The sequence below is a fragment of the Aquimarina macrocephali genome, from assembly GCF_051627225.1.
GTDB lineage: Bacteria > Bacteroidota > Bacteroidia > Flavobacteriales > Flavobacteriaceae > Aquimarina > Aquimarina macrocephali.
The window spans coordinates 5,350,090-5,374,604 of record NZ_CP151795.1 but is presented as its reverse complement, the minus strand read 5'-3'; the positions used below and the strand labels follow the sequence as shown (position 1 = coordinate 5,374,604).

The following is a 24,515-nucleotide window of genomic DNA, read 5'->3' as shown; positions in this document are numbered from 1 at the left end:
AATCTTGGCAATTATAAGATAGATGAGATACTTTTTTGATATATTTTGGGTGAAATACCAACATAGCGCTTAAAAGTATTAGAAAAATGTGCCAAATCTGAAAACTCATAATCAAATGCAATCTGAGTTAAGTCGGTGGTCTTTGTAATTAACTTTTTACTCGAAAATATTTTTTTCATCAAAATATAATTCATCGGAGTCATTCCTGTTGAGGCTTTAAACTTTTTGGCAAACCCGTATTTATTTAGATTAGCAACCTTAGAGAGTTCATCTAAACAAAACTTACTTGAAATGTTATTATCAATATATGAGCTAATGTTATGGAGTGAATTGAAGTTTAATTCTGAATATTCTTCTTTTTTTTCTTGAGAATAATGTTTTAAAGTTGCCACAAATTGAAACAACAAATTTTCAATAGTTGGAATGTCATTTATAATAATTGCATTCTTCAATTGCCTAAAAAGCTGGTTAGCATTTTTATTATTTATTTTCCGATTAACAAAAGTTATATTTTTTCCATTAAAAAGGTATTTCATTACATCTTTAGAAATGTAAATAGTATCAAATTCAACTTGAGAAGTGTTATCAATTAATGGGTTAGCATGTATTTCATATGGGTTTGTAATTGTTATACAGCCTTTTTCACTAAAAATGCTTTGACTTTCTAGTTCAATTTGCTCAATACCCTTGTGAATAAGTGAAATACAAAACGTTTCATGATAATGCTTAGGAAAATCAGTTACTTGTTTTTGTACGTTTATATATTCTAAGTTATCTAATATCATTCTTTAGCTTATCAATGTTGTCTAATTATTTAAACGAACACCCGTTTTAATTGTGTTTAATTTTATGTTAGGCACACTTTTTTATTCACCACTTTTTTTATTTTCCAATATTTTCATAGCTATTTTTCCACCAATCCATGCCATAGGAATATAAGCCATAACAATATCTGCTACTGCAAACCAGGTTGGTCCAGGTAACATATAGTTAACCATGATTCCTCCCAACAGGAACAATCCACCAATACCCAATGAGAATTTCATTTTGTGACTGGCAGCTATTAAACCAGCAATCGTTGCACCGGCAAGAGTACCCAATGCATGAGCTAAAAAAGGAAAAATAAAATGCTCGAATCCTAAAGTTGGCATAACAGCTGCCAAAGCGTTCATGTCATTAGGATCAATACCCTTTATAGGGATTAATGTATGACCAACTTGGATGAGAGCTATATTGATAATACTACCTCCTAACCATCCAGCTATAACAGCTAAAATATTTTTTAGTATTGAATTCATAGTTGTTTTTTTTATGACTGCCAAACTTCAAACACAAACTTCATTTTTTCAAATTGTACGTGATAATGTGTTTCTATAAATTAGTTACAAGGTTAAACATCTAATTTAACAATTAATTTTATACGGCGTTGGCAATTGCTTTTCTTTTATTTATCAAAAAGGTTGTGCAACTGATTACCATAAGGGAACTTATTGATTTTTTTGAATTAGGAGGGAGGTAATGGTTTAATAGAAAAGAGGATAATTAGCATGCTAATTATCCTCTTTTTAGTACAATATATTAAGTTTTAGATTGCTGATGCACCAGCTTCTGCCACTGCGTGGTCATTTTCAACAGAACTTCCACTTACTCCAATAGCGCCAATGATTTCACCTGCTGCGTTTTTAATTGGTACACCACCGGGAAAAGTAATTAGACCATTATTAGAGTGCTCGATGTTGTACAAGGCACCTCCTGGTTGAGACAATTCGCCAATAATCCCTGTATTCATATCAAAATAACGAGCTGTTTTAGCTTTTTTAATTGATATATCTAAAGAACCTAACCAAGCTCCATCCATACGCCCAAATGCAACTAAGTTAGCTCCTGAATCTACAATTGCAATATTCATTTTTGTATCTATTGCTATAGATTTTTCTTTTGCTGCTGAAATGATTTTTTCAGCCTGTGCTAATGTAATGTTCATTATTTTATGTTTTAGTTTTTGTAGTAATTTGAGCACAAATGTACAATGCAAGTGACCTTATTTAATTACTAAAACAGTTCAATAACTTATGAAAAAAGGTCAAGTGTAAAAATGAAGCTAAAAGATGAAATATTATCTGGAAATTTCTTTGGGACTAAACCCAAATTTGTTTTTAAAAGCTATGCTGAAGTTTGAAAGGTTATTATACCCAAAATCCAGGTATATATCTGATGGTGTTAATTTTCCTAGTTCTAACGTTTCTTTTGCTTTTTGAAGTCGCTTATCTTGTAACCATTTTCCTGGAGATGCATTATATTCATTAATAAAATGACGTTTAAAAGTAGATAAACTCATATTACATAAAAATGCAATTTCCTCTAATTTTAGATTGGAATGTATTTTACTCTCGATAATTTTTTTGAAAGGAGAGGTTTCTTCAACTATTAATGACCTTAAATATAATTCAAACTTTTTTCCATATTTATGAATAAGGTAAAGCATAATTTCTTCAAATTTTACAGAAAGTAAGTTTTCTATAAAAACTGCTGGCGCATCACTAATTGTTGATAATGAATTTAAATAAGAAGTTATGTAAGCATCATTTCTAATTGCAAAATAAGGCACTTCTTCCTTTGTTATTTGTTGATTTTGTATGTGTTTATCTAAAAAATCTTTGAGTATTTTTTCAGAAAAAAATAAGAGCTTACAGTAATAAATAGCATCTGTATCCAGTAATTCTGTCCAAAGCCAATTTCCTTTTTTAAGAAGTAACGATTGATCTTTATTTACAGTAACCGATGTTCCTGCAAAGTGTACTTGCTTTTTTCCGACTTGTAAAAAGCTAAACATATGCATATTTAGGTTAACCTTAGTTTTAATGATGTCTTCGGCCATTTTAAAATCGTAGACAAAAAGATCAGGTTTAAGTTTAGGGTTATTAATATATAATTCTGGGATATTGTCTATTGGCATATGGTGGTATTTCAAAGTCATCTTATAATTCGGCCTCTTCCAAGTAACAAGATTTTTGCGATGCTAAGATCTCAAAAAAAATATTTTTTTGAGCTACAAATATTTACATTTTCTATGTTGCTTTCTTCACAATAAAGAAACGTGCAGTCACGATTTTTATTAAATGTATCTTTCTTTAATAATAGTAATATGATGTTTTTCATGACCAATTATAGACTTTAGAAAATCTTCAAGAGTAATTTCATATTGTCGGGCCATACCTTTTATTTTTAATTGACTTTCAGACAACGTTTCAATAAAACTAGTAGATGCCTTTCTTACATTTACAAAATCAGCTACTAATTGTTTGAGTGTTAATTCTTCAAAACGACTATTTTCTACTAATAAATTTTGGTCATAGCCCCATAGTTCTACTAATTCGTTTCTACTCATTAAAAATGCTCGAAACATCATTATTCTTTCATGATCTGTTATATGTCCAACAATTTGTTTAATACTCCATTTGGTAGGTGCATAACGATAAATAGCTTTTTTCTCGTTGATAGAATTTAGAAATGTAATTGTTGATGACGAAGAAAAGAGTGATTGATAATTCATATTCTTTACAAAGTCATAATAATATGGGAATCCATCTTCGGGTACGTATTTCATATTTTACTATGATGATTTCTTGTCAATTAATGATATAATAGCCGCCTCTTTTAATTGTAAAAGATGTAACTCTTTCCAAATGATGCATAAAGTGTTTATGTATGATTTGTTGCGTTAGAACTAAGATAACAAATTAAAGCAAATCAAATACCGAAGGAGGGAAGGTGCTGTTCATAGCATTGATTGGAGATATGTTCGAAAGTTTCAAAAACATAAACACCTAGATTGGTGGTGTTTATGTTTTTGAGCAATATCCTTTGCTATACTTTTATAGAGTATGAATATTAAGTTTTAGCTAATCGAACAATTTCCATTACCATTTGGGCTCATCCAATTACCTTGGATAGTATCCCCATCTGCAAGTCGAAGTAAGGCTTGACCCTTTAATTGACAACCTTGATCCCACTTAGAATCAACTTCATAAATCATTGAAATCCCATTTGTACCTGCGGGAAAGGTGAATGTTGTACTGGGACCATTAGCTATAATAGAAACTGCTTCAAGCCAAGTTGGATTAGCAGCATTTACATTTGATGTATAATTGAATTTAATATTTCTCCCTGTAGCAGGGGTAGTAATAGAATTTGTCAATGTTACCTTTACAGCCGATGGCAATCCTGATGTTGGAATTGCAGATCCTTTAACGTATGGGTTGTTTTTATCACATGGCGCAGTCCCCATTGTATTCCCTGTACTACTAAAGGATTTTATTTTAGAATATTCGGTAATGATTGATTTCGCACCGTGATTAGGAATTTCGTCACCGCTTGTTGTGAGCATCCCCCATCCTGCATTTCGCTCATAATATCTAAAAGCAAAACCACCCGAAACGACATCTGCCATATTTATTGGCGAGCCTGATCCTGATTGTGGTGTGAGTTTCGTACCTCCATACAAATAGTCAACTTGTTGCCAAGTTCTTGGAGAGACAGCTCTTGGATTCGAACCCATTTCGGTAAAAGTTATCGGCACAGGGTTAGAGCCTTCAAATGCTTTTGTTAATGTATAATAAGCGCCAACTTTTGCTGCGAGTGTTCCTCCAGCCCAACGCTCACAATTGTAGCCTAAGAAATCAAGACGTTCTGATGCGTTCCCACACATGTACGCTTTAGCTGCTGGTATAGTGAAATCAGGATCATCACGAAGTGCTGCAGTAACCGGAACAGTACGAGTACAATTTTTTGCCATATATGCTTTCAGGTATTTAGCCCCGGCTCTAATTTTAGTTGGAATATCATAACCTGGATTTTGTCCTTCCTTACCAGGATCAATTGTTTCGTTTCCTATTGAAAACCCAAGAACATTCTGGTATTTACAGAATTCATCCGCAACAGCTTTTAATCGAGCGTTATACACTGTAGGACCGTCATGCACTGTTGTATGATCCACGGCACCTACTAAAACATAAATTCCTGCAGCAGCCAAAGCATTCATGACTTTTGTGTGATCTTTTGCTGGATCAACTTGATAAACACGAATGGCGTTTATTTTCATGTTTGCGAACCCGTAAGTTGTTGTTGTTTTCAACAAGTCTTGAATAGTAGTTAAATTATTGTCTGAAATTGGATCTACAAAATCCGTAGGTTGATAACATATTCCTTTTGGAGCCCACTGATCTGTGCCGCACATAAACAAATTATTGGAGATGGTAATTGGTGTAATGTTCGATGAATTAATACTTTGTGTCATAGTTTTGGTTTTAATATTGGTTATTGTACTTATTTATAAGTACAAACCAATATACTAACCCCAAATCAATCTCATATTAGTATAAGTACCTTAATACATACGTACATATACGGTAATCTCCTTATCTATTCTTATTATAATACCCGTTTATTAACGTGGTCTCTTTACTATATTTATAAGGAATATTTTATAAATTTCATTTTAATATAGTTTATACGTTGTTAGCAAAAGTTTTTTCCATAATTATATATTCAATCCCACCTTTTTCAAATTTTTTATCTGTAGGTTTTAAATCGAATCTCTCATAGAATTTTGATTTCTCCACTCGAGCATTACACCATAATTTTTTAATCCCTTCTTTCTCTATTAAATCGATTATACTTTTTAATAGAATTGTTCCGTACCCTAATCCCTGAAATTCAATTAATGTTGCGAATTTTCTGAATTGTACCTCATTATTCTCTACAAATAAGGATACTATAGACGTGATCTCTCCATTTACAAATAAACCAAAATGTCTCGCATTTTCATCGTTTGGCAATTCAACATATTCTATCGGTTTATTTGGCCACATAACTTTGTGTCGAATCGGTAAAGTCTCGGAAGAAGTAATTTGTTTAATTTCGGTAATTATATTTTTCACTTATATGGGATTTAGTTATCACCAAATATATGTTATTACACATAATTTGTACGTTTGTTTTAATAGTACATTTGAATATATATATAATCATGCTTTTATAGTATGTATAGATCAATAGAGTGTTTATGAAGAAGAAAGAAAATGAAACTAAAAGAATAAAGAAACCGTGGCCAACTAAAGATGCTATGGAACAGGTTTATAAAATGAAACTTTGGGGAGATAATAAATCTGATTTTTATTCTGGTGTAGGGTCACATCATCCTGATATAATAAATCCATATATAGATGTTTTAACTTCATTTTTAACATCTTTTAAAAAACCTCTTACGGTATGTGATTTAGGTTGTGGAGATTTTAATGTAGGAAAAGAATTGGTGAAGCATACAAAGAAGTATGTTGCGGTAGATATAGTAACCGATCTTATAGCACGTAATAAAGAAAAATTTAAAGAAGAAAATTTAGAATTCCATTGTTTGGATATCGCAGTAGATGATTTACCTTCTGGAGATTGTGTTTTATTAAGACAAGTATTACAACATTTATCAAATGCTGAAGTGCAGAGTATAGTAAGTAAATTAACGGATTTTAAATATGTTATTTTAACAGAACATATACCTGAAGGAGACTTTATACCTAATAAAGAGATCATTTCTGGACAAGGGATTAGACTAAAAAAACAAAGTGGTTTAAACATATTAGCTCCACCATTTAATTTTAAAGTAAAAGAAGAAAAGCAATTATTGTCTATTGCTTTACATGGTTATAAAGGGATTATAGTAACTACGTTTTATAAAATTTTTTAAACTATATCTATACAATTGATTTTGCATGTTATTGTTACATCCTATTCTTTCAATATCAATTCTTCTATTTTCCTATTATCGATTCTATTTTGGACGTGTTTCGAATTTTCCAGCAAAATGGTTTTCTTCAAAGAAGGGAAAATTTTGTTTGCTCGTTTTATCATTTTTTTACCAGGAAACATAATGTCTTTTTTTGCAGCGATAATAGTAATCGGAGTTTTTATTGATTGAGCTTCTGTTTTTTTTATTGTTGGAATAGGAGTAAAGTCCATTTTGAAATGTAAAAAGACTTTTGATAAGTAGTTAAGAGCAAATTCATCTCTTTCAGAAAAAAGGACTTCCAAGAATTTTTCCAGATATTTTGTGTTTTTAGTTTTTATATATCGTTTCATAGGAATGAATACCTTGAATAAAGCAATAAGAGGATTTCCATTTACAATAAATGCGGGTGCAGATAAGAATACCTCTTTTATATTGTTTTGATTTTGAATCAAAGTTTTGAGAATTATTAGTCCCCCGAAAGAGAAACCAACCATAGTTACATTTTTCAACTCTAATTTATTGATAATATCGTTTATCCATAAACCATAACTTTCATCTTTCATACTTAATCTGATTTCAGCGCTTTTATTAGGTTGTGCCAGCACATCTATAGCAAATACCTGATACTCTTTATAAAGAGTAGGGTAGGTCTCTAAAGCGATGGGAGCGCAACCATTAGATCCATGAACTAAAAGTAAAGGAGGCTTTATAGAATTACCTACTATAATCATATTGGTTTTTCCGAAATTGGTGTCAATAATCTTGTTTTCAAATTCTATTTCTAAATCATTTAATTTTTCATTATAAAGATTTAGTATTTCATTTTTTCCAAATTCTGATTTATATAATGATTTCATTTTGTAATTTTAGGACAAATTTACTAATATTATTTTTTTAGGACAAGTTTACTAATGAGCAAAAAGAAAAAATTAATTTTAGAAGTTGCTAGAACTTTATTTAATGAAAAGGGTTACAGTCAAGTAACCATAAGAATGATTGCTTTAAAACTAGACATGAGTTCAGGAAATCTAAATTACCATTATAAAAAGCGAGAGGATATTTTTGAAGCTTTATATTTTGAGATGGTTTCAGAATTTGATGAGAGAATAAAGAACTTAAAAAATACAGAAGTCTCAGTAACACAAATTAGGAATGATATTGAACAAAGTATGATAAGAATGATTGATTATAAATTCTTCTGGACAAATTTATACAATCTTTTAACTGTAAGTAAAAAAGTAAAAAAACATTTTCAAGAGGTTTATAAAAGCAGAATCACTGGTTGTTTTTTGTTATTTGAAAAAATGAAAAACCAAAATTTGATGAGAGATTCATCTTTTGAATTGGAGTATAGTTTTTTGGCAGAAAGAATGATTAATTACGGAAATACGTGGCTATATTCTACGAGGTTATACGTTAATAAACTTAACTCAAATGATATAGATAACCACGTAAATACACTTTTAAGTATGTTGTATCCATTTCTTACGTCTCTAGGGCAAAAGGAATTTAAAAAAATACTACCAAATCTTTTTGGTTGATATTATGTTACAATGCCTCTTGTGTGATTCGTGTAGGGTTTTGTTGACTAGGAACTAAATTAATAAAAGAAAAGAAACCAAAGAGAGAATTTGTAGGATTTTCCTAGTACGTATAGATTTAGTAATTAATTTTTCAGATTATTGCAAACCAGTTTGTAATATCTATAGTTCTTAATGTCTAGTTTATCCATTCCACTATTTTTTTTTGAATAATTGGGTATGAATTTTTAGAAGGCATATGTTTTGAGTTTTCTAAAAGATGAACTTCTTTTAAATTTGAAAATAACTTTTTACTTCTTTGAGCAATTTTTTCTCCAGGAAAATATACATCATCTTTAGCAGCAATTACATATACTGGAGCTTTAAAATTTTCAACCTCTTTTGGTTTTAATAGTTTAGGTATTCTTGTGTCTAATTTTACACCTTTCATTATTAGGCTTAACATTTGAAACAAAAAATCATCTTCAATAGGAACAAATGCGCTTAAAAAAGATTTTAGATGTTTTTCTTTTTTAGTAATACTCCATCTAATTAACGGAAAAGTAAGTTTTTTTGTAGACTCCCAAATATTTCCATTTACAATACCGCTTGGAACTACCAAAACACATTTTTCAATACGTTGTGGTTTATAAGTTATTAGCTTTTCAACGATAAATGCACCATAAGATATTCCAACAACATTTACTTTTTTTATTTCCAATTTTTCCAAAACTTCATCTACCCATAGCGCAAAAGAATTGTCTTTAATATTCATTATTTTTTCTTCGCTCTTAGTTGCTTGCCCTATGGTTTCGATAACATAAAAACAATACTTGTCTAAAATATCTTTAATTGCCTCTAATGTAATTGGCGCACCAGCATTATAACCGTGAAACATTACAATTTTTTTCCCTTTAGAATTCCCTGTTCTTACAACTCTGGTTCTTCCAAATTTTGTGTCAACATCTACGTTGGTATAGTCAATTTGTAAATCTTTTAATTTTTGATCGTACAGATTCATTAAATCTGTTTTTGCCTGGTTATTCTTGTATATTGATGCCACAGTACATTTAATTTAAAACAAAGATATTTAAAATATATCTAAATTAGTCCAAATAGCCTATTTTTGTGAAATAATGAAAACAAAAGACAAGATTAAAAATACAGCTAGAGCGCTTTTTAATAATAAGGGGTTTAGAAATGTTACGCTAAGAGAGGTTGCTAAAGAGCTTTGTATTAGCTATGGTAATGTTACATATCATTTTAAAACAAAGAATCAATTGATTCTTAACTTATATGAAGATATGCAAAACGAGACCTTAGAAATTTTAAAAACATTTGATTATGAAAATTTATTAAAAGGCATATTAGAGGCACCTAAATTTACTTTTGAAATCTCAATAAAGTACTTGTTTTTTTATGTTGATTTTATAGAAATTAAGAGAAGTTATACAGATATTTCTTTAAAATTAGAAAAAGATAATGCAGATAGAAAAAAAGGATATTTGCAAATTTTACAAGGGTTACAGCTTCAAGAATTATTGCGAGGTGAGTTAATCGATAAAGATTTAGATTATTTAATGGATTTAAGTGGAGCAATGCGTACTTTTTTCTTTATAAATCTTCATCCCAAGAATTTTTTAGATGTTGATTTAAAAGATAAATATGTAGTTTATGTAAATAACTTAATCTTTCCATACCTTACTACAAAAGGTATGGAAAAGTATAAGTCTTATTTAGGGTAATCTTTCGTTATAATAAGGTCTAATGGTTTACAATGTGCTCTTAAAAAAATCCAACGCCAATTTCAATGTTTTTTCGTGTATTTCTTTTCTGTCAACTGTTGGTTTGTCTATTGTTATACTAGGTGCGACTTCTTTTCCGAATTCTGTGGGTTCATTTAAAAACACATAATGTCCAACATTTTTATCGAATAAGTGTATTTGGCTGGTCTTGATTAAATGATGATAATTTTCGGCATTGTTTTTTATCGGTGTATTTGTGTCACCTTTTCCGGCTACAATAAAAACAGGTGCAGTAATTTTGTTTGTTTGTTCTTTGGCATGGAATCCAAATCCAATTGCTGGCGCCATCACAAAAAATGCCTTGATTCTATCATCTTTTACATGATCTTTGTACTTATTATAGGATGAAACGATAAGGCTGTCATTTTCAAAATCTATAATTTCATCCGTTTTGGGAAATTCGGCAGGCATTTCTCTATCCTCTGATTTTTCATTTTCTCTAATCGTTCTATCTACATAACCACCTGCCAACGCGATATTTGTATAACCTCCCAAAGAAAAACCAACTCCACCAATTCTTGACGTGTCTATTTTTGTTCCAATTTCAGTATTGTTAAGGATATTTGTAAGTACGTATTGAACATCAATTGCTCTTTCCCACCATTTTACGAATTCCCTCGGTATTTTATTAAAAGTGGAATTTCCATAGTGATCTAATGAAACAACAACATACCCTTCTTTTACCATTTTTTCAATAAACCAAGTCAATGAAAACCTATTGCCTCCTGTTCCGTGCGAGATTAATATTAGCGGGAATTTTTCATCCGGAATAGTTGCATTCGGAATAGTTTCGATGGTCTTGAAAAGTTCCTTTTGGTTTTCTTTCGACTCTTTTTTTGTCAAATTGTCTAGAGTAGGGTACCATATTTCAGTAAGTAATGGTCGATCTCTTGATTCATCTACAAACGTTACTGATTTTTGACCTATTCTAAACGTTTTTTCTTTTTGTTGGGTACAAGAAAGAAATAGGGTGATTGCTGTTAAAATTATTAACGTGTTTTTCATTTATTAGTTTGTCAGTTAAAATTTATAGACAAACGAAAAAAAAAAATGTTACAGTGTTTCTTTAAATTACTACCGATGGTTTATATATGAATGGTAGGACAAACAATTACTTATAGCTATTATTAGTATTTGTTATTTTCTTTCAAATATTTAATGATTATTCCAAGTTGCCCTAAATGGTAAATATCGTGATGTAGCATTCCGTTAATTACAAAACTATATTTATAATTACCTTTAAAATCTGTATCATAATATTCTTCATTCAGAAATTCATCATCTTTTGATTTTAATAAGTTAATTAATTCGGTCAGAGTTTTATCATATTCCGATTTGATATATTGCCAACCTATTAATTTCAGTTTGTCATTAGTCAACCAGTTTTCCTCGCAATCATCTGTTTTACTTCCTTTACCTGTCTGGATTTTTAAAATTGTCTCTTTTCTCCACAATGTCAAATGGGAAATTATTTCAGCGATACTGTGTAAGTTTTCAATTGGTCTAAAGAAAACTACATTTTCGTTTACCTGACTCAATTTGCTAGTAAAAGTACTACCTATCCATAATTTTCCATTTTGGACTTCTACTAATTGTTGAATAATATTTTCGATAAGATATTTCATTAAAATAAATGCTAACGTTAAATATATGTATTGTAGCAGGGCAAAACGTTACCTTGTTATCGACAAATCTGCACTGATTTTATAATTTCCCCCCTACATAAAACCCTTATGTCATAGCAAATATACAAGAACCATTAGGTTATCACGTAACTGTTATGATTATGTACTTGGTGTTGTAGCATATTTTTATTTCTGTTGGTTAAACAATCCTTTCTTGTTCAAACTATCAATAATCCCTTCGCAAATGGTATTGAGTTTCGCAATCGCCAGATTGTTATTTGATTCATAATTATGGTTTTCATTGCCTTTTTCTGTTTCTAAATTGTATTTATCAAATTTCTTTTTAAATTCAGTCGAGTTTTGATAAAACCAAAAATATCTTTGAGGTGAATGACTTCGAGTAGAAACGTAAGAATATTCTTTATCTTTCGTAATATTGTCTGGTCTTACGGTATAAATTTCGACTTCTTCTTTTTTTATTTTATCACCGTTATCTTTATAAAAACCAATTGGATTTGAACCGACTAATTTTATTGAGTTAAAAGCCCCGCAATTATCAAATTTCTTAATCCATGTTTCATCATTGTTTTTCCAAAACGCATACATAGTGAAGTAATATCCTTTTGTTTTGCAAGAAGTTGTATCTCCCTTTTTATAAATTAAAAAATGATAACCATAAGTTATATGCTTGACAATAAAGAAGTCCGAAACACTTTCCTTTTTCATTTCAGCTTTAAATTCCGAAATTAATGATTCCGTTGGGTCGTCTTTTTCTTGCCCGAAAGTTAAATTGAAAATTATAAGTAGAATAATTGATACTGATTTTTGCATTTAGTTCAAATGATTTATAGCGTATTCGTGTATGGTTAGTTACGTTGGCTAGGAACTAAGTTAGCAAAAGAAAAACGAACCAGAGGAAAATCCATAGGGTTTACAGAATACATACAGAAAGAACAATTAAATATATATGTTGTTGTATGCAGTGCTTCATTCACTATTTGATTCACTTCGTTTGATATTCCACAAAGCAATCGTAGATGCGATAAAAAAGATGATTAAAATTAGATTTAAATACCCTCCACATACTATAATCCAAGTACTACCCGACAAATTTTCACAAATAAAGCCTTGAATCAAAAAAGGTATAAGTGGAAAAAAAAGAATAATCCATCTCGGATATAAAGTTTTTCTTTTCCAAACTTGAACGATAAATAAAATTGATAAAAGTCCAAAAATTGGATAAACAAATAACCTCAAAACATTATTAGTTTCTACAGCAAGTGAGACAGCCTCATTCATCTCAAGATTATTTTGAGTAGCCAATTTTGCTGATGTTGCAATAGAAACATACACACCATGGATAACTCCATAAGCTATTACGATAGCACTAAAGCAAAATAATAAAGTATTCCTTAAAACAGGTTTACTTGGTTTGAACGCATGATATACTTGAATCACTCCAAGCATATAAAACCAAGCAGCTAACAGAGCAGTAACGCCACTTGTCATAATCCTAAAGTTAGATGCATTCCCCATATTCTCTCTTAAATTGGTATTACTTGGATCATAGTAAAAAAGCATATCTCCGGCAAATAGAGTTAGTCCACCAATTATTCCGAATATTCCAAAAACTCTAATCCAAAACTGATTAATTTTCATTGATTGCTGTTATTTTGTATGCCGTTTTTTATTTGTAATAATAATACTAATTACTTTCATGATTCGTGTCAAAATTCTCTTTACTGTCTAGGTAAGTAGTTTTTCAATCTTATTATTATTAGGAATTAAATTCACCGAAATGCCATAATATTCCACAAGGGTCGTGAAGGAAAAACTCGTTTCCCCATTCTTTATATACAATTTCAGATAATCGTACATTCTTATACTTTTTAGTCAATTTTAAACTTTGTATAGTTTTTAAAGTATTTTCCAAATTATCTACTTCGAAGAAAACCATTGAGTTATCAACCCAATCTTTTACAAAAGCGTCTTGTAGATAAAATCCGAATTTTCCAATATAGAAATAAGACATTTTTTTAGAGGTAATTATTTCCTCAAATCCCAAATCAATATAAAAATTTCGAGAAATAGTATAGTTTTTAGAACCAATAAAAGGCCTAATGGATTTTCCTTCTATTTTCATTTTGAGCATTTTACTAAATTACATACAACGGTTTTATATGTGATTTCGTTGTGTGTTTCAGCAACTAATTTAGCAAATACAAACCGAATAGAAAATCCGTAAGGATTTTCGGTTTAACCACAAGTCAAATCTTTTGTGTTTTGTTTTAATTTTTCTCTTTTAATAAATACCAAATCAAAAGATTTGGCGACTTTGCAAATAGACAATGACCTTTTGATTAAACACTAATCGCCCTATTTGCTATATATGGTGTTACAGGTTTTTTATAAATATGAATTTAGTTTTTCGAGTATTTTCGTAGCTCCATAGTTTTTAGCCGTTTGGATTCCTGTTTTTGGATTCGCACCAGCCTCCAAAAGAGCGTTTATAATATCCAAATTTTCTTCTCCTTCTTTTCTTCCCGTGTTAATATTCGCTTGGACAGCTATATCAACAGCATGGTCTAAAGGAAAACCTTCTCCATCAGTTCCAATAAACTCAACATCTGCACCTTCATCAAGTAATAATTTTAGACAATCTAGATTTTCGTTTTCAATTGCAGAATGAAGTGGTGTCCAAAATTCACCTTTTTGGTTAAGTTCAATTTTATTTTTTAACAGTAACTTTAGCTTATCTAAATTTCCTTCAAAAGCTGCTTTACAAATTTTTTCAAAGTCATTTTTCATGATGAGAATTACCTATAACGGCTTCGGCTATGGTTAGTACGGGAGTTAAAAGTAGTGAACTTTCGATTAAGCACTTAACCAAAACTTTTTATTTTGTTTTTTCTTTTTCTGTTCTAAAGCCAAATCAAAAGATTTGGCGGACTTTATAAATACATTAAAATTTGGATTAAAAACCAAAACCCGTATTACTTATAGCCATTGTTGTACATAGTTATTTTTTTTTCAAATAGTTTAAACCCCAACTTCTACTCACACTATCAATTTCTCTTTCGTTAAGATTTATTTCGTTTCTAAATTCAGAGTCAAAGTAGAATAATTTTCCGCTTCTCATTGAAACAGAATCACCAATTATTTCACTAATAATATTAAACTGCGCTATTTTTCCATCAGAATTTAGTTTTCTATAAGCATCGAATTCGTGCTCTAAAATCATTTTTTTTGATTCAGACGGCGTCACATTTTTCCAGACGTGAAGTATTTCATTTTGTTTTGGTTTTTCTCTCCAAGATTCCCATCTATAGCCATTATCCGAACTCATTGATTCGTCTATTATTGGGATATTCAATGATTTTCTTAATTCATTGGCATTTATTCCAAAATCCAAATTTTCAATGGCCTTTTGAGTACTGAAATAATCATAAACCCAATAAATTCCATAAATCAAAACTATTATTAAGAACAAATTCTTTTTTATCAGATTTAGTATTTTCATAATTATGTACAACGTTAAATATATGTGTCGTAGCAAGGTAAAATATTACCATGCTTTTCGGTTTTTCTGCGCAGTGGTTGCTAACTTTTACCTTCTGCAAGCATTGAGCCTTACCAAAAATACAACAACCATTTGATTCATCACTTAGTTGCTATGATCACATACTTGGTGTTGTACAACGTTTTTTTATTCCGTTACCATCCTCTTTTTACCTTCCTACATTTATCACAGTAAACTATAGCAACACTTTTTGGATAACGAAATCGTTCTAAATTTCTTGGGGCATTGAAATTCGCCATAGGGAAAAGATTCTTTTCTTTTTGGTAAAATTCTTCTGGTAGGATTTCACCATCAACTATTGAGACATCATCATTTTTTAATTCATAGTTATGAACTGGACAATGATTAAATATGTTATAAACATTTTCAAATTCAATTTGGTCAATTTGAAATTCATTCGAAAATTTTTTGAGCAATTCTTCTTGCCAAAAAAACAATCTGCCCCTCAATGGAAATGCCTCATAAAGAGTCAGAACAAAATGATTATATTTTTCATCCCCAATAAATTTCTTAAATCCATTTCTAATTTGTTCCGTAGTCAATTTATTCTATTTTGATGTTGTACAACGGTTAATGTAAAATGCGTTTTAATGCATTTTTACATATTGTTGTAGTGTCGTTTTAGTATTTTAAGTTATCAAGCTCATCTTTAAAAAAAGTTTCAAATTCCCCTTTAATAGTTACTCTGTTTTGCTTGATTAAATCACAAATTAAGTCTTTAATTGTTAATACTCTAGTATCTATTTTTGGTTTTTCGTTTAAATGAAACAAAGAATACAAACTCAATTTCTTACTCTCACTAACTGGCTGAGGAAGCTGGTTTTTTATTGCTTTATAAATTTTAAGTCTGTCTGTTTGGTTAAATTTTTTGTCCAAAAATGACTCATTAGATAATTCGTTTTCGAATAGATTTTGCATTTTCAGTGAATTTAAGATTCTTGATTTGAAAAATACGAATGCAATATCATTACGTAAAATTACATTATTATGAATAAGCTCTAACTTTTTGTTATCTAAAGGAAAACTAAAACTGTGTTTTTTTTCTAGTTCTTCAGTGTTTTCTGGATAAGTCCTCATCTATTATAATCTTCTTAGCATCTTATTTTAAATGTTGTAGTGCGTTTACTTTTTCATTCTAGTTTTCAATCTATCCCAAAAGGTTTGTTTTTTATTTGAGTCTTCTTTCGTCAAGTCAAAAGTTATTGAACTTACGTGTCCGTCATCATAATATTCAACATTATCAGCATCTTCCGCTGCAATATTTAAGAAGGCTTGAGTCAGATTTTCAGATTGTTGGCGTAATCCTTTCCAAACAGGAGAATCAAACACTTTATCTTTTGCCTTTGAGTATTCAAAGTCAAAATCTTTTATAAGAGTCATAATTGATTGCATCGGCGAAATTCCCATAGTTTTCAAATTAGATATAAGTTCATCAAAATTTGTTTCTAGTTGAGATTTTTTGAGTTCTAAAACTAATTCGTTTTTTAAGTATTCTTTTGCTATTTTCTCTGCTTTATTTCTTGCAATTTCACCACCAATAAACCTTTCACCATATTCATTTGAACTGTCAATTTGAATATCATTATTCAGGTTGTCATAAACGCACCACCACCAATAATCTTCGTCCATCCACTCAGCTCGCAACATTAATCCAGACCATTTTGCTTTGCAGTCATCTTTTAAATCTCCTTCCCAGATTATTTGTTGATTATATTTTCTATTTTTTATCACTTCATTCATTTTCACAATGCACTACAACGGTTTTGTATATGGAAAGTTGCGGTTTTGTGTGCGAGGATTTTCCGAAGGAAAATCAGACGTAACAAAACAAGCAACGACCTTTATTTAAGCCAAACACCAGCAATTTTTTATATACGGTGTTGGCAACAGTTTTTTAATTCTTTTTATTCACAGTATTTGGGTCAAATCCATAATAAAAGTTATTCAACTGTCCATTCGAACTTTCAAGTCCGACAATGTCCATTATTTCCTGAAAATAAAGTAAAATCCTTTCTTTATCTTCAGAATCGTAACCTAATTCTATTTCTGGAAATTTTATAAGTCCGATTCTAATCGCTTCTTGGTATTTTTTGTCAGTCGGATTTTTAGATTCCGCAATTTGCTTAAAATCAGTTGCGACTTCGTTGATTTTTTCAGTCAATATTGGTCTCAATTTTTCATCCGATATATTTGGTGAATGATTTTCCGCATAGAATTTTTTCTTTGCAATAAATTCCGCAAACTTTTCATTCGCATTTTCAGGTGTTTTCATTTCGGTTGCATTTTGTCCGCAAGCAGATAAAGTTAAAAACAGAACTAATATTTTGATGTATTTCGTCATTTCTCAAATTGTTGCCAACGTTTCATGTATGAATCGTTGTGGCGCAGCCACTATGATTTATACATCTTGTTAGCCATAGTTTTTTTATTCATTAAACTTTCCGCTTTTCGATTCACAAGTTCTGGTCTCCTCAGTGGATTATATAAAGATGGATTTTTTGATATAATTACTAAAGTAGCCAATTCTTTGTCATTCAATTTAAATAATTCTTTACCGAAATAGAAAATAGAAGCTGATTTAATTCCATTTTGTAAATTAAGAAAATCCATTTCGTTCATAATCCAATTCAGATTCTCTTTTTTTGTAGTTTTCTTTTCAGTCTTTAGAGCAAGTGAATGAGCTGTAAAGAACATGTTTTTATAGTACTTTTTATTATTCATATGTAAATAGAATCTCGAAGTCCAAAGGTTGATTGAGGATTTGTTAGTTCCAGACATCAGAGATCTAAATTCTTGCTTAACTATTGCATTTTCAAGGGATCCGTCAAATTCCATATTGTAAAGTTCGTAAAACTTTTCAGGCAATTTTTCAGCTCGCTTTATGTCTTCTGTAAATTCTGAAAGTTCAGATTCTGTCAGATGAAATTTCCAAGAATTGATAATAAAAAAATACAAAGCTATGCTTGCAATCAGCCCTAAGAGGAATAATATTTTAGAAAGTTTTAGAATTCTTTTCTTCATTTCGATTATTATGGCTAACGGTTTGTGTATGAAACGTAGCGTGTAAAAGGACACTAACTTTTCGGATAAACACAGAGCCGAATTTTTATATTTTGTTTTAATTTTTCATTTTAAAGCCAAATTAAAAATTTGGCGGTCTCCGAAAATAAACACAGACTTTTGGATTCAGAGCTTATTAGCTATGTTTTATACACCGTGTTATGCACTGCCATTTATCCACTTATTATTTTCACAATTCCTTTATTCCGTTCCGAAATCAGATGCGAATTTTCCTCGTTCACAAAGAAGTTCGAATTTGTCCAATTATTAAAATCCTTATTTAAGTCCGCTAAATAATACTGACCTGAAATTTCAAAATCTATCATTGCTAATTGAAATTTGTAAATATTATTTAAATCGGTGATTGTTCTATTAAAAAAGTCAGTCAGTTCGGGTGGACATTTAGGGCTTTCATTCCACGTTTTGTATTCCTCCCCAAATAGTTGTTCGATTGTTTCTGTGTAAAAGCATATATCAAACCAATTAAATCCAGTTTCAATAGGTTCGTTTTCGTGAATATTAAATGTCTTAAACGGAATAGATATATTCTCTAAATTTAAAATCCATTCGTGTTCAAAAGTTTCAATTTCGATATTCGTTAACTCAAAATTTCTATCAAATGGTCCATCTACATTTTCAAGAGATTTAATATATTCTGTGTATTTTTTTATTGGCTCCATATTCGAGCTTGGACAAACTTGAATAGTCAATTCATGAAATCCGCCTACACGTAATTCTTTATTTAAATATATATCTTTTATTTCAGTCACGATGTTTTTCTTGGTTGTGCATAACGTATTGGTGTATGATCTCGTTGCGATGTTTAAGCACTAAATTTAGCAAATAAAACACAGATAGAAAGTCCGCTAGGACTTTCGCAAGTAGACACTAACTAGCAATGAATTATACACGGTGTTGGCAACTGGCTTTTATTTTATTCGTTTTCTTAAATCAATTATTTCCTTCTCCAAATTAGATTTAGCTCTAATTTTCCATTCAACTCTTTGCTTTGCAAATTTAGCTTTTGATCCTGTTTCATTCGGTGCTAATGGTTCAGGTGGTATTGTTGCCGAAATGTTATTTTCAGGATTTTTTAAACTACGTGTTAGTCCGCAAGTATTTATTTTAATCAAATTTTCAGAGTTTAGATTTCCGTAAATCAGCCATTTCCCTTTTTCGTCAATTATTGGTCCGCAATACTTGTCATAAATTCCGCTATATGTTTTTCCGATTTCATCTCCGTTGAATGACTCAATAACCTTTATCTCAAAAGAATTATTTTCAGAGTCAATTTTTATGATTTCTCCAATAAAAATACATTCTGAGTTTTCAAATTCATGGTCTTGAATTGCCTTTAGACTTTTAGGAATTGCACAGTTGCAGGCGATTGCTTTGGTCGAAACCAAAGTTAAAATCAGAATTAGATTGTTTAATATGTATTTCATTTCTCAGCTTGTTGCCAACGGCTCAGTGTATGGAACGTAGCGAGTAAAAAGATACTACATTTTGGATTTATCACAGAGCCAATTTTTTATATTTTGTTTTAATTTTTAAGTTTTAAAGCCAAATTAAAAACTTGGCGATCTTTGCAAATAAAGACAAACCTTTCGGTTTAGTACTTATTAGCTATGTTTTATACACCGTGTTGCCAGTAGTTTTTCATTCCTTTTTGTTCAGTTTAATAGGGTTTGGGTTTTCAGGTAATCCGATTAACTTATCATCATAAAAATACATTTCTTGGATTTCCCCATTCCACCATTTCAACACAATACTATCTCCTCTTTTTTCATTCATTCCCATTTCAATTACTGTCAGAGAATCCACTGGGTTTGGGTTCAATTCATAAATTCCGTAAGTATTCGGGTTTTCGGAAATTCTTAATTGAATATTTCTCTCCTCAATTTTAAAATCATATATAGTTTGCGAGTAAGGATTATTCTCCAAGTATGAATTCCAGAAAAATGAGAATATCCAATAACAAACTATTGTATTGAGGAAAAATAAAATCGAAAGTCTTTTTCTTATAAAGAAAGTAATAATTCCAATCAGAATGTTTACTCCGAATATTTCAAGTCTGTGAGATTCAACTCCAACAGACATAAATGGGTAAGGTTTAATATTACTAATCCAATATTTCATAAGTAAAATATCGATTAGCAAAATCAGAATTCCAATTCCAATTAATAATCTTGTTTCTGATTTCGTCATTCTCTAATTGCTGGCAACGTTTATGTATAAGAATAGTTGCGGGTTTGTATGCGAGGATTTTCCGAAGGAAAATCAGATGTTACAAACACGCAACGACCTTGGATTTAGCACCAAACCGCAATTATTTTTATACGGTGTTAGCATTAGTTTTTTTTATTCAGCCATAATTGATTAAAAAATTTCAATTTGTCCGGTTCTAATATATTTATTGTTTCTTCTAATGTTTTAATTGCTTTTTGTGCGTGCTCTTCCAAAATAAAATCTTTTTGGGAAATAGGTTTGGTCATATCGATATCGGCTACATCTTTTTCCTTAATCTTATAATGTGTTAAGTCATTTCTCAAATTAATTAACCACTTTAAATTTTGAAACTCTTGTTTGTCTGTTTTTAATTCAGGTTTATTATTCAGTTTTGGAATTAAAGTGAATTTTGAAATCAGATTTAGTTTTTCTAAATGGTTTTGAAAAAAACTTCGAGATGAATTCGTGATTCCATATTCATTAATATATGACTCCAAAGTCATTGTACAGAATACAATAGTAATAATCGCTTCATTATGTACTGAATTTGCATATTTAATCAATTGACTATGGTTAATAGGTTGTTTTTTTAATTCATCATTTCTATTCTTAGCGAGCAGTTCAACATTTTCATAAGAGTTCTTTGCAATCTCATAATAGCGGATAGTATTAGAGAATTTTATTTTTTGCAAATCACTCATAATGTCATTTTGGTTTAATTAATGCTAACGGTTGGTATAAGAATAGTAGCGGACTAAAACGCACTAATTTTCAGTTAAACATAGACCTTTTTTATATTTACTTACTTTGGATTTAGCACCAAAACCGCTATTATTTTTATACATTGTTATGTGCAGGCGTTATTCCGTTCGTGTTCAATTAGCCATTTCTTTCGTTCAATTCCTCCGCCATAACCAGTCATTTTTCCGTCCTTTCCTATTACTCGATGACAAGGTACAATAATTGAAATTCTATTAAAGCCATTTGCTGAAGCAACTGCTCTAATTGCTTTTGGATTATTGATTTTTTCTGCTTGACTTTGATAGGTTGTGGTTTTGCCATAATCAATCTTTTGCAAGCATTTCCAAACTTCATTTTGAAAATCAGTTCCAGGTGTTTCAAGTTTTACGTCAAAAACCTTTCTTTTACCGTCGAAATATTCTTTAATCTCTTTTTTGGCTTGTTTGATATGTTGATTTTCTCCAATAATTATATTTGCATCTAATAATCTTTGTAAATCTTTAAATTCGGTTTCGAGCATTCGTCTATCAACAAACTCCAATAGACAAATTCCCTTGTCTGTTGCACAAATGAACATCGGACCTAAAGGTGTAGTAAGTCTGTTTATCAGAATAATATTTTTGTCTCTACTTTGAGTTGGTGATTTTCCTACCAGTTTTTTAAAAGTATAACCAAAACCGCTTAATGATTCGTAGCCTGTGTCAAAAGCTGTATTTGTTGCATTTTTTCCTTTCTTTAATTCTAAAAAAGCATTATTTATACGATACATTCTTTGATATGCTTGAAAAGTCATACCATAATTTTTTTTAAACCATCTGCGAACGATTTCTGGACTAATTTCCATTTGTCGCAACTGATAATCTGTTATTTTTTCTTTGGGATTTTCTTTGACGAATTTAATTGCTTTCTCAACTTGTTCAGGTGCTTGATTAGCATTTTCTGTTGGTTTACATATTTTGCAAGGTCTGTAACCATTGTCTAAAGCCTCTTTGAATGTGGTATAAAATTCTACATTTTCTAATTTAGGTTTTCTTGCTCTACAAGTTGCAATGCAAAAAACCGAAGTAGTCTTAACTCCAACAAAGAAAATACCAACAAAGCTCTGTTTTCTATCTAACAGAGCTTTGTAAAATGTTTCTATTTTTTTGTTTTCGGTAATTAGCATCTTAAAATATTGAATTAAACGACCGTTGTTTTATCACATTTTGAGTGGTTTTCTCAAATTGGTTATACATCTTTTCGAATATAAAGTTACCCATACTTATCCGTTTAACACCTAAATCTTTTAACGTCCCAAAATCGGGTAGATTGGGCATACACATAACGTTTATTGGTAAAGCAGTATGATTTACAATTTTTTGAATGTCAGATTTGTTTTCTATACAAGGCACAAAAATTCCGTTTGCACCAGCTTTTTCGTAAAGTTCTATCCGTTTTTTTGTCTCTTCTATTCTGTTTTCTTGAAGAAGGATGAAAGTATCGGTTCGCACATTTAGAAAAATATTAGTATTCTTATTTTCCAAAAGTTCCTTGATTTTTGAAAGTGTTTTTGCAAAACTATCAGCATTTAGTAGTTCCCGTTTATCATTAACAATACTATCTTCGATATTTATACCAACAACACCTAATTTCGCTAATCTTTTAATATTATTGGCAATCTCATTTGGTTCACGGCTATATCCCGATTCCAAATCGACCGATAAAGGTAATTTTGAGTTTAATGCAATTCGCTTAACGAAATATTCTAATTCGGAAAACTCCATTTCTTCGCCATCATTATATCCCAAAATTGAAGCGATTGCGGAACTCGATGTTCCTATTGCTTGAAAATTTAGTTTCTCGGCAGTTTTCGCACTTGGTACGTCCCAGACATTTCCGATTAATAAGGGTTTTTCCTGATTGTGTAAGTCTTTAAATTCCATCTGTTTTAATTTTGATGCAAAGTAACGATGATGAAATTTAGTCAGCAACCGAAAATTGGACGAGTATTTTTTTCTGCTTGCACATAACGTTATAAGTATGTATCGTAGCAGAGCAAAATGTTACCTTGCTATCGACTTATTTGCGCTGATTTTATAACTTTTTCTCAATAAAATCTTTGCGCCACCGCAAATATACAAGAACCTTTGGGTTATCACTTAACTGCTGTGACATCATACTTGATGTTGTGTAGTGTTTTCATTTTGTCCAGTTTTCTAATGTTTTAGTTTTTTGATCATAAAATAACTCAATTCTATATTGATCTTTATAGGGTTTTCCATTCCACTTTACAATATCAAATTGTAATTCAGTTAATTTTTTTCTGATTAGACGAGTACATTTTCTGTGACTAAAGGAATACCAAAAGTTTTGCCATTTTGTGTCCAGATACGGAACAAATTTTACTTTGTCTACAATTCCATTCTTTCCAATAGTGACGTAATATTCGTCATCACATTCACAGTCCGAAAGTACAGTCCAATCCAGTTTGTTTATAGATTCGAATATTTTTTTAGTTACAATGTCTTTTTTTAATCTTGAAATTCCGTTTTCTAAATCAACATAATTTTGAATTAGCTCCCAATTTATCAATTTACCTTTTTTAAAAGTGAGTTTTTCTTCTTTTCTGTACGTTCTGCTAAAAATTCCATCCCATTTAAGCATTTCGTCTTTTGGAATTGTCAAATAAGAGGAAAACCAATTAGCAAATACTTTTCCGTCTTTGTATTTTTTTGGAAAGGTTTTTTTCATTATTTCTTGCGCATTGTCCACATTCTTAATATCAATAAGAAATAATTTATCATCATTTAACTCCCAAACCCCTCTGTATCTTCTCCATAAGTTTAGTGAAACTCCAATTTCGTTATTTATGGTTGATATATTATCAATAAATTGTTTTTGAACTGATTTTTTTAGTTCATTAATGGGTAAATGATAGATGTAAATCGTGTCTTTTCCAATTAGTAGTAGGTCAGGCAATTGTGGACTTGCAGCGAAAATAAGATTTGAAAAAAGTAATAGAGTAAAGAATGATTTCATTTGTTTGGTTTTAGTTCTCCGAAATATAAATCCGTTCTCTTGAAAAGAAAACCAATAATGAGTGAACTATACTTTTTGGTGAGTTAAACCTATTTTCCAATGCTACACAACGGTTTGTGTATGGAACGTAGCGTGTAAAAAGACGCTAACTTT

At 30.4% G+C, this 24,515-nt stretch carries 31 protein-coding genes; 3 read left to right on the top strand and 28 right to left on the bottom strand.

Going from position 1 to position 24,515, the window contains the following annotated elements:
• Positions 1–11: 11 nt before the first annotated feature.
• The 7 genes from AAFU52_RS23905 to AAFU52_RS23875 form a co-directional block, all read right to left on the bottom strand.
• Positions 12–785 (bottom strand): AraC family transcriptional regulator, encoded by a 774-nt coding sequence (locus AAFU52_RS23905; RefSeq protein WP_438423916.1) that lies wholly within the window; start codon positions 783–785, stop codon positions 12–14.
• A gap of 81 nt (positions 786–866) precedes the next feature.
• Positions 867–1,298: a hypothetical protein gene (locus AAFU52_RS23900; protein ID WP_438423914.1), complete on the bottom strand. Its 432-nt coding sequence runs from the start codon at positions 1,296–1,298 to the stop codon at positions 867–869.
• Positions 1,299–1,585: 287 nt separating this feature from the next.
• Entirely contained in the window at positions 1,586–1,984 is a 399-nt protein-coding gene (locus AAFU52_RS23895; protein ID WP_024772632.1) for a GlcG/HbpS family heme-binding protein, read from the bottom strand.
• Positions 1,985–2,116: 132 nt separating this feature from the next.
• Entirely contained in the window at positions 2,117–2,956 is an 840-nt protein-coding gene (locus AAFU52_RS23890) for a helix-turn-helix domain-containing protein (RefSeq protein WP_438423912.1), read from the bottom strand.
• Between the two features lie 159 nt (positions 2,957–3,115).
• Positions 3,116–3,607 (bottom strand): DinB family protein, encoded by a 492-nt coding sequence (locus AAFU52_RS23885; RefSeq protein WP_024772634.1) that lies wholly within the window; start codon positions 3,605–3,607, stop codon positions 3,116–3,118.
• A gap of 291 nt (positions 3,608–3,898) precedes the next feature.
• Positions 3,899–5,296 (bottom strand): hypothetical protein, encoded by a 1,398-nt coding sequence (locus AAFU52_RS23880; RefSeq protein ID WP_438423909.1) that lies wholly within the window; start codon positions 5,294–5,296, stop codon positions 3,899–3,901.
• A 211-nt stretch (positions 5,297–5,507) separates the two neighbouring features.
• On the bottom strand, positions 5,508–5,939 hold the full coding sequence (locus AAFU52_RS23875) for a GNAT family N-acetyltransferase (RefSeq protein WP_438423906.1): 432 nt from the start codon (positions 5,937–5,939) through the stop codon (positions 5,508–5,510).
• Positions 5,940–6,064: 125 nt separating this feature from the next.
• On the opposite strand from AAFU52_RS23875, the gene AAFU52_RS23870 reads away from it, so the two are divergent.
• A complete protein-coding gene (locus tag AAFU52_RS23870; RefSeq protein WP_438423905.1) occupies positions 6,065–6,742 on the top strand; it encodes a class I SAM-dependent methyltransferase in 678 nt (225 codons plus the stop codon).
• A gap of 41 nt (positions 6,743–6,783) precedes the next feature.
• Here the strand turns inward: AAFU52_RS23870 and AAFU52_RS23865 are convergent, their stop codons facing one another.
• Positions 6,784–7,641 carry an alpha/beta fold hydrolase gene (locus AAFU52_RS23865; protein ID WP_438423903.1) on the bottom strand — a complete coding sequence of 286 codons (858 nt, stop codon included), beginning with the start codon at positions 7,639–7,641 and terminating at the stop codon, positions 6,784–6,786.
• Between the two features lie 54 nt (positions 7,642–7,695).
• Between AAFU52_RS23865 and AAFU52_RS23860 the strand changes: the two genes are divergently transcribed.
• Complete coding sequence (locus tag AAFU52_RS23860; protein WP_438423902.1) at positions 7,696–8,325, top strand: TetR/AcrR family transcriptional regulator; 630 nt, start codon at positions 7,696–7,698, stop codon at positions 8,323–8,325.
• A gap of 178 nt (positions 8,326–8,503) precedes the next feature.
• Here the strand turns inward: AAFU52_RS23860 and AAFU52_RS23855 are convergent, their stop codons facing one another.
• Positions 8,504–9,367, bottom strand: coding sequence for an alpha/beta fold hydrolase (locus tag AAFU52_RS23855; RefSeq protein ID WP_438423900.1), 864 nt, complete (start codon positions 9,365–9,367; stop codon positions 8,504–8,506).
• Positions 9,368–9,440: 73 nt separating this feature from the next.
• Here AAFU52_RS23855 and AAFU52_RS23850 point away from each other — a divergent pair, with 73 nt between their 5' ends.
• Complete coding sequence (locus AAFU52_RS23850; RefSeq protein ID WP_438423899.1) at positions 9,441–10,049, top strand: TetR/AcrR family transcriptional regulator; 609 nt, start codon at positions 9,441–9,443, stop codon at positions 10,047–10,049.
• Positions 10,050–10,076: 27 nt separating this feature from the next.
• On the opposite strand, the gene AAFU52_RS23845 is transcribed toward AAFU52_RS23850, so the two are convergent.
• The 19 genes from AAFU52_RS23845 to AAFU52_RS23755 all read right to left on the bottom strand — a co-directional run bounded on the left by AAFU52_RS23845 (position 10,077) and on the right by AAFU52_RS23755 (position 24,362).
• Positions 10,077–11,114 carry an alpha/beta hydrolase family protein gene (locus AAFU52_RS23845; RefSeq protein WP_438423897.1) on the bottom strand — a complete coding sequence of 346 codons (1,038 nt, stop codon included), beginning with the start codon at positions 11,112–11,114 and terminating at the stop codon, positions 10,077–10,079.
• Positions 11,115–11,236: 122 nt separating this feature from the next.
• Positions 11,237–11,734, bottom strand: coding sequence for a DinB family protein (locus tag AAFU52_RS23840; RefSeq protein ID WP_438423895.1), 498 nt, complete (start codon positions 11,732–11,734; stop codon positions 11,237–11,239).
• 186 nt (positions 11,735–11,920) lie between these two features.
• A complete protein-coding gene (locus tag AAFU52_RS23835; RefSeq protein ID WP_438423893.1) occupies positions 11,921–12,565 on the bottom strand; it encodes a hypothetical protein in 645 nt (214 codons plus the stop codon).
• 156 nt (positions 12,566–12,721) lie between these two features.
• A complete protein-coding gene (locus tag AAFU52_RS23830) occupies positions 12,722–13,393 on the bottom strand; it encodes a DUF6796 family protein (protein WP_438423892.1) in 672 nt (223 codons plus the stop codon).
• Between the two features lie 118 nt (positions 13,394–13,511).
• A complete protein-coding gene (locus AAFU52_RS23825) occupies positions 13,512–13,877 on the bottom strand; it encodes a glyoxalase (protein ID WP_438423890.1) in 366 nt (121 codons plus the stop codon).
• Between the two features lie 263 nt (positions 13,878–14,140).
• A complete protein-coding gene (locus AAFU52_RS23820; RefSeq protein WP_024772647.1) occupies positions 14,141–14,542 on the bottom strand; it encodes an ankyrin repeat domain-containing protein in 402 nt (133 codons plus the stop codon).
• Positions 14,543–14,753: 211 nt separating this feature from the next.
• Complete coding sequence (locus AAFU52_RS23815) at positions 14,754–15,254, bottom strand: hypothetical protein (RefSeq protein WP_438423888.1); 501 nt, start codon at positions 15,252–15,254, stop codon at positions 14,754–14,756.
• A 194-nt stretch (positions 15,255–15,448) separates the two neighbouring features.
• A complete protein-coding gene (locus AAFU52_RS23810; protein ID WP_438423886.1) occupies positions 15,449–15,856 on the bottom strand; it encodes a hypothetical protein in 408 nt (135 codons plus the stop codon).
• A 79-nt stretch (positions 15,857–15,935) separates the two neighbouring features.
• Positions 15,936–16,391 (bottom strand): hypothetical protein, encoded by a 456-nt coding sequence (locus AAFU52_RS23805; RefSeq protein ID WP_024772825.1) that lies wholly within the window; start codon positions 16,389–16,391, stop codon positions 15,936–15,938.
• A gap of 45 nt (positions 16,392–16,436) precedes the next feature.
• Positions 16,437–17,054, bottom strand: a complete 618-nt coding sequence (locus AAFU52_RS23800; RefSeq protein WP_438423883.1) for a hypothetical protein — start codon at positions 17,052–17,054, stop codon at positions 16,437–16,439.
• A gap of 154 nt (positions 17,055–17,208) precedes the next feature.
• Positions 17,209–17,586 carry a DUF4844 domain-containing protein gene (locus AAFU52_RS23795; protein ID WP_438423880.1) on the bottom strand — a complete coding sequence of 126 codons (378 nt, stop codon included), beginning with the start codon at positions 17,584–17,586 and terminating at the stop codon, positions 17,209–17,211.
• Positions 17,587–17,705: 119 nt separating this feature from the next.
• Entirely contained in the window at positions 17,706–18,335 is a 630-nt protein-coding gene (locus tag AAFU52_RS23790; protein WP_438423878.1) for a transglycosylase domain-containing protein, read from the bottom strand.
• Positions 18,336–18,547: 212 nt separating this feature from the next.
• A complete protein-coding gene (locus AAFU52_RS23785) occupies positions 18,548–19,144 on the bottom strand; it encodes a hypothetical protein (RefSeq protein WP_438423876.1) in 597 nt (198 codons plus the stop codon).
• Between the two features lie 159 nt (positions 19,145–19,303).
• The gene (locus tag AAFU52_RS23780; RefSeq protein ID WP_438423875.1) at positions 19,304–19,819 is read right to left on the bottom strand and encodes a hypothetical protein; all 516 of its coding nucleotides are present in this window, start codon (positions 19,817–19,819) and stop codon (positions 19,304–19,306) included.
• A gap of 214 nt (positions 19,820–20,033) precedes the next feature.
• Positions 20,034–20,582 (bottom strand): hypothetical protein, encoded by a 549-nt coding sequence (locus AAFU52_RS23775; RefSeq protein WP_024773107.1) that lies wholly within the window; start codon positions 20,580–20,582, stop codon positions 20,034–20,036.
• A 143-nt stretch (positions 20,583–20,725) separates the two neighbouring features.
• Positions 20,726–21,304: a hypothetical protein gene (locus AAFU52_RS23770; RefSeq protein ID WP_438423873.1), complete on the bottom strand. Its 579-nt coding sequence runs from the start codon at positions 21,302–21,304 to the stop codon at positions 20,726–20,728.
• A gap of 146 nt (positions 21,305–21,450) precedes the next feature.
• On the bottom strand, positions 21,451–22,509 hold the full coding sequence (locus AAFU52_RS23765; protein WP_438423871.1) for a bifunctional transcriptional activator/DNA repair enzyme AdaA: 1,059 nt from the start codon (positions 22,507–22,509) through the stop codon (positions 21,451–21,453).
• Position 22,510: 1 nt separating this feature from the next.
• Positions 22,511–23,266, bottom strand: coding sequence for an isocitrate lyase/PEP mutase family protein (locus AAFU52_RS23760; RefSeq protein ID WP_438423868.1), 756 nt, complete (start codon positions 23,264–23,266; stop codon positions 22,511–22,513).
• 256 nt (positions 23,267–23,522) lie between these two features.
• Positions 23,523–24,362, bottom strand: a complete 840-nt coding sequence (locus tag AAFU52_RS23755; protein ID WP_024771918.1) for a hypothetical protein — start codon at positions 24,360–24,362, stop codon at positions 23,523–23,525.
• Between the last annotated feature and the right edge of the window lie 153 nt (positions 24,363–24,515).